Source organism: Gordonia otitidis NBRC 100426 (assembly GCF_000248075.1).
GTDB lineage: Bacteria > Actinomycetota > Actinomycetes > Mycobacteriales > Mycobacteriaceae > Gordonia > Gordonia otitidis.
This window is the reverse complement of sequence record NZ_BAFB01000224.1, coordinates 1-5,726: the sequence shown is the minus strand read 5'-3', so window position 1 is coordinate 5,726 and position 5,726 is coordinate 1. Positions and strand designations below refer to the sequence as shown.

Genomic DNA, 5,726 nt, shown 5'->3' with positions numbered 1-5,726 from the left:
ACCGGGTCGAGCGGCCGGACGGACCACTCCGTCATTTCGGCAAGAACTTTGTCGGCCGATGTGAGAGTTCGCGTCGGAAACCACGCAGCTCAGCGCCTTCGAGCGTCTCAGGTATGTGTCATCGAGTCTTAACTAGGGTGTCAAAGTCCCAACTGCGTTGTCATCCGACAGAGGCGCCTTCATCCGCAGTCAAGAACAGCGGTCAATATCAGTACTGGTAATCCTGCATATTCGATTGCTGCATATTATGGCTCTGCGCCGTTCAGTGCTGACGAGTCATACGGCCAGCCAAACAGCGGCGATCGAAAGACAACCCACGTGGACGCGCCTGAGAGAGGCGCGGTTCCGCATACCGCTTTCCGGTCTGAGCTGTGGTGCACACGGAGCTTAAGCAGCGGGTGTTGGCCCGCCCTTAGAAGGCTTGCGCCTTGATGGCGATCTCGTCGCCGAGCCTTCAGGGACCGCGCCTCCAAGCTGCTCGCGGAAGAACTGCCGCGGCAGCTTCAACAGGTCAGGCAACGACTCCAAGAAGCCCGTTCCATCTTCGACGGCCGTGAGTGGATCTGTAGACAACTTGTGGTGCCTGCGAAGTTCGCTAAGACGCCGGCGGATCGGATCGTGTTCGTCGGTATCTTCTAGCACAGCTTCGACATCCCGCAAAACCCTACTTGCTGCGTCGCGAGACATCCCATCGGCGTGATCACGCACGAAAGACTTGATAACTCGTTCGACGCGGTCCAGGTCGCGAACGTTAGATTCCGAGGACGCCGCATCGTCGAGCCTATCTCGAAGGAAAGAAACGAGAGCCGCGAAATTCTGCTCAAACGCAAGCAACCCCGGGGGCCTCGGGGTAGCAGCAACCGCGTTCTCAAGGTAGTGAACCAATTCCTTGCTGAACCCGACCTTTTGTAACTTTCTACCGGAAAAGGCGCTCGAGAATGCCATTTGAAGTGCAGGGAACAGGCTCCCCCCGGTGCTCGCAAGGCTGGCATTTACATCATCGGATCGGAGCAGATTTACATCCGAAGCAGGAATACCTAAGAAACGACGGGCATAAAATCTAGCGCCTTCGACAGCGATGGCCACTGGAATCAGGTCCTCGGGCTCAGCAACGGTCACCCCTGACGCGACATTGATGTCAGCCCCCTTTGCCCAATCACCCAGATTGACGATGTGTCGATCTTGGAGTACTCGCTGTCGATCTGCCTCGCCTTGCGCCAATCGCGTTATTGCCTCCCGACCGGCGTCATCGTCGTCAAGCAAGGCCACGCACGGAGGCTTAAGCGTGTCACGTCCACGTGCCAGGTAGGCCATGTATGGCACATGGCTCGCAGAGGCGCAGGCCACGATCGTGACTTCATTGAGATCGATCAGTGTGCTCGGAGTTAGGCCCCGCCGGCGCAGCAGCGCTAAGGCACCAGTAAGCAAGATCTGATCTGTAGGGCCTTCGACAAGAAGGTTATTGCCGCCAATGAAGGCAGTTTCCGCAACGTGAGCACCGATCGACGTCCGAAGAGGCTCATAGTGATTATTTACAACGTCTCTGACGAGCCGCGTGCCCTCTTGGTCCGATCCCTTGTCGAGTACTCGGATCCGGTGACCGGCATTCTTATTGATCAAGAAGGGGGAGTGCGTCACATATATCACTTGATCCGTACGACCCCCCGCTTCTGGACGTGCAAACTCGTCCAGAACCCTCAAAAGATCGGCCTGAGCGGCACTCGACAAATACGCATCAGGTTCGTCCATGAGTAGGACCTCAGTATGAGTCAGCGAGCGTTCGTGAGCTCGTAGTTGTACGTAGTAGCCAAGAAAGTAGGTGAGACCCCTGCTTCGCTCGCTAAAAGAATAGTCTGTGCCAGTCTTGTCGCGTATAGTGAACGCGACCTCTCGTTCACGCGGGGCGAGGCGCAACTCGAAGTCCCGGTCCTGCCGCCACCAGCGGCGAAAGTTGAGGTGCCGTGCTATCGAACGGTTCATCTGCTCAATTAGTGCACCAACTTGCCCCTCCTTGCCGTCTCGGATCGCGCATTCCAGTTCTGAAAACTTGCTTGGGGAGATTCTTGCGACATTAAGCAATAGGTCGCGTCCAAGCTGTTCCGACTTCGCCACCGATGTATCTTCAAGCTCGACTGGATTCTCAGCTGGATCTGCTACACCAGCGATGCCATTAATCAACTGCGGCCAGGAGGATATCCCGCCAGAGCGCAAATTATCATCAAACTTGAATCGGTCGCGCCTTCTGCTAAGGAGACCGGGCTTTCGGTCAAGGAGAGCATCGAACGAGATGACATCCGGGATTCTAGCCCTCGTCTCCAATTGAAATGGCTTTGGAAGGACCGCTTGCAAACCGGCAAGGGTGCTGGCATCAAGCGGAGCCGGGGGATGTCCTTTTTGGATCAACATGTTATCCCCGGCTCCCATACGGAGTAACGTGACGCGGTCATCAAGGGCCAATTTCACGCCCGCGGCTCGCAGAGCATCGACGTCGTCCTGCGCGGTCAAAACAAACTCCGCACCGAAGTCAGGGCTACGAATCTCTCCAACCTCGACCGAGTACAACTGCGAGTAACGACAGAAGTCCCCTGACGAGATGTCCGCCCCAGACAGTGCGCGCATCGTCGCGCCGATGAGATGGCTCTTGCCCGATTCATTTGCACCGACGATCGCAGTCACTTCGGGGTCGATGTCGATCTCTACGAACGGAAACCACCCACGTCCCTGGATCACCTCCCAGTCGTACTCAGCTCCTCTGACCGCCTTCGCTTCCTGGTCATAGTTGAACGACCGATAGAACCGAACCAGCACTCGGGTTAGCAGCATTGGAGCCTCCGGCGAAACGACGTTGACTCGATAGTAGGGGCTAGGTCGACAGATGCGCCCGGCAACGTCGCATACGGTGAAGAAGAGCCGGCGGGAGGCTTCATTCCGCAGGCTGCCGGAACTTCTAAGGAGTCGCAACTCACCCTTTGACTCACGACGCACTCAACTGGGTCTCGATTACTCGGCGCAGTTCGCGTGAACGAGACCTGCGCGATCCAAGATCTGACGAGTTCCGAATTCCGGATACGTAACCTTGAACGATTTCCAGTGTTTCGTCTCCAGGAAGATTTAGTATCTCCGAGAGCTCGACCAACACTCCAGTGTTCTGCGACTTCCCAATTCTCTTGGTATCCGAAACCGCCCGTTGAAATATATCAAGAGCCCAAGAGACGCGTCGACCCGGGAGGCCTCGCCCCATCCACGGGGATATAGGGCTACTCCCCCTCCACTCAGCGCCCTCCGGTACACCTGAACTACTATCGAGGATAGTTTCAAACTGGTGTTGTTGGAGGCGTGGTGATCGCAAACATTGTGGCCCAAGGTGTACTCCTGGGACTGTTCGGTGCGGTCACAGCGTGTGGTGTCGCCGCCCGTCAGCCGGATCGAGGTGGGGAGGCGTGGCGGGCGCTTGTTTCGTGTGCGGTGGCCGTGAGTGCGGCCGTCGGCGTGATGGTGGTTGCTCCCCAGGGTGTTTTCGCGTCGGTGATCGTGTTGGCGCTGCTCTGTGTTGGGGCGCTCATGTTGTTTTCTGCTCATCTGCACGGTGCGTCGTTGGCTGTAATGGTTGACCCGCTGGTGTGGATGGCCTCGTCGATGTGGGTGTTCATCGTGTTCGCGGCCACGGGCGCGTCGATCGAGATTGGCGTGGTGCCTGCTGATCCGATTGCCGAGTTGGCGTTGAGGGCAGAGCTCAATCGACCCCCGAGGTGGGTCCGTACTGGCAGTGTGATCGCGATTTTCGGTCTGGTGGCCGCGATAGTCTTCCGCCTGGCCCGGCCGGCCTCCTGTGGTGATTGCTTCGAGACCCTCGTTCCCGGCGCCCACGCCCGATGGCCACAAAATACGAAGGTGGTTAGTAGAAGTGGGGTGTGATGCGGGTGTGCTGAGGAGATGGTTGGGCATGACTGACGGTGTCGAGGTGCGGCGTGCGGGTCGGTTCGGCCCGCGCGGTCCTGCCCGTACGATCTCCCGTGCGGTGGGTCTTGCTGTGGTGATGTTTGAGGCGGTGGCCGCGTTCTGGCTGGTGATGCTGCTCCGAACGTCGGATCTCGTGCCATCCGACCCCCGCTCAGGAGTCGGGCGCGGTGATCCGGTTGAGTTGCGGGTGCTGACCGCTGTGGATGTGCACGACTGGGTGTCGGCTCTGAGTGCTGCGGCCTTCGCTGCGGGTGTGGCCGGTGCGCTGGTGGCGCGTCTACTCCCAGCAGTCAAGGGGCGCGCGACCGGTTGAGTAGTCGGGCCTGGGCCTCGCCGGAGTTTCCCTTGTCGGAGGGTTTCTATGGCTTAGGCTTTGGTGCCGCCGCCGCGGGTGTGGCGAGGTTTAAGGGTGAGGTATTCGCTGAGCACTTCACGCTCGGCGGGTGTCACGGTCTGGGCGAAGTGCATCAGTACTGCCGCGGAGTCCCCGCTGGCGTCGAGGACCTGACGCAAGGTGCGTGAGGTGGCCTCTTCACGGGTCTGCATGGGGAAGTACCGGTAGGCGCGGCTGACTTTTTCTCGACCGACGAACCCTTTTTTGTGCAGGTTGGTGACGACGGTGAGCACTGTGGTGTAGGCCGGTTCGCGGTCGTGGAGTTCCTCGACTAGGTCGTGCACCGACATCGCCGCACCGGCTGACCACAGCACGTCCATCACTGCGCGTTCCAGTGAACCCAGCCCAGTCATTTTCACCCACCATCTCTAGATGCGGGTCAATCTTACGACGGACTACCTCAGTTAGTAGCTTGGTCCCGTTGGAGCGCATCGGCAGCGCCGCGACGCGTGCGGTGTTTGAAGGCCACGGAGAATTCGGTTCCAGGGGTGCTGCGGTGGATGTGACGTCGGGTGGTGGTCGGCAACGTGATGGTGAAGGTGGCTCCGTGTCCGGCTCCCAGGCTTTCGGCGAGCAAGGTGCCCCCATGGTCTTCGACGATAGAGCGGGCGATGGTGAGGCCGATTCCGCTGCCGCCGGCGTCTCTGGTGCGTGAGGAGTCGGTGCGGTAGAAGCGGTCGAAGATGTGTGGAAGGTGTTGAGGGGGAATGCCGTCACCGCAGTCGACGACGCTGATGCGCACCGCGTGTGCCGGGGCGGTGTCGGCTTTCACTACGACTCGCTGGCCCGGGGAGCTGTGTCGCAGCGCGTTGGTGAGCAGATTGAGCAGTACTTGGCTCATTCGTTCGGCGTCGACATGGACGTGTACGCGCGCGGCGGTGGTGACGATGCCTAGCGTGACTTTGGCGTCGGTGAACAGGTCGGCGGCTTCTTCGTAGGTCGCGATGAGCAGTTCGTTGACAGTGATCGTCGCCGGGTGGAGGGGCATCTGATGCTCGTCGGCGCTGGATACGGTCGCGATGTCCTCGGCGAGACGCTGCAGGCGGGTGGTGGCGGTGCGCACGACGTCAAAGGTCTGTGAGTCGGGAGCCCGGATTCCGTCTTCGATGGCGTCGGTGATCGCGCCGATGGTGGTCAGTGGGGTGCGCAGTTCGTGGGCAAGGTCTGAGAGCATCCGCTTACGGATGTCGTCTTGTGAATCCAGCCGTTGTGCAAGTTGGTTGATAGCTCGGCTGAGCTGGGTGAACTCGGTGCCGAGCTGGCGATCGGGTACGCGCGTGCGGTAGTTGCCGGCGCCAATAGCCACGGCTGAGCGGGCGACACTGGCGACTGACTGTTGTACGCGGCGAGCCAGGAACCAGCTGACGGCCGT

General features: G+C 59.6%; 5 protein-coding genes. 2 read left to right on the top strand and 3 right to left on the bottom strand.

Annotated features, from left to right (window positions below):
- Positions 1-387: 387 nt before the first annotated feature.
- Positions 388-2,823: an AAA family ATPase gene (locus GOOTI_RS21460; RefSeq protein ID WP_005180302.1), complete on the bottom strand. Its 2,436-nt coding sequence runs from the start codon at positions 2,821-2,823 to the stop codon at positions 388-390.
- A 648-nt stretch (positions 2,824-3,471) separates the two neighbouring features.
- Here GOOTI_RS21460 and GOOTI_RS21455 point away from each other — a divergent pair.
- Complete coding sequence (locus GOOTI_RS21455) at positions 3,472-3,915, top strand: hypothetical protein (protein ID WP_233425552.1); 444 nt, start codon at positions 3,472-3,474, stop codon at positions 3,913-3,915.
- Between the two features lie 28 nt (positions 3,916-3,943).
- Complete coding sequence (locus GOOTI_RS21450; protein WP_005180014.1) at positions 3,944-4,273, top strand: hypothetical protein; 330 nt, start codon at positions 3,944-3,946, stop codon at positions 4,271-4,273.
- Between the two features lie 53 nt (positions 4,274-4,326).
- Here GOOTI_RS21450 and GOOTI_RS21445 read toward each other — a convergent pair whose 3' ends face one another.
- The gene (locus GOOTI_RS21445; protein ID WP_005180013.1) at positions 4,327-4,707 is read right to left on the bottom strand and encodes a BlaI/MecI/CopY family transcriptional regulator; all 381 of its coding nucleotides are present in this window, start codon (positions 4,705-4,707) and stop codon (positions 4,327-4,329) included.
- A gap of 47 nt (positions 4,708-4,754) precedes the next feature.
- On the bottom strand, positions 4,755-5,726 hold a 972-nt coding region (locus GOOTI_RS21440; RefSeq protein ID WP_007240707.1), incomplete at its 5' end, for a sensor histidine kinase.

Coding starts and splice junctions, on each gene's coding strand:
- GOOTI_RS21445 (WP_005180013.1), bottom strand. CDS start 4,707: ATGACTGGGCTGGGTTCACTGGAACGCGCAGTGATGGACGTGCTGTGG.
- GOOTI_RS21450 (WP_005180014.1), top strand. CDS start 3,944: ATGACTGACGGTGTCGAGGTGCGGCGTGCGGGTCGGTTCGGCCCGCGC.
- GOOTI_RS21460 (WP_005180302.1), bottom strand. CDS start 2,823: ATGCTGCTAACCCGAGTGCTGGTTCGGTTCTATCGGTCGTTCAACTAT.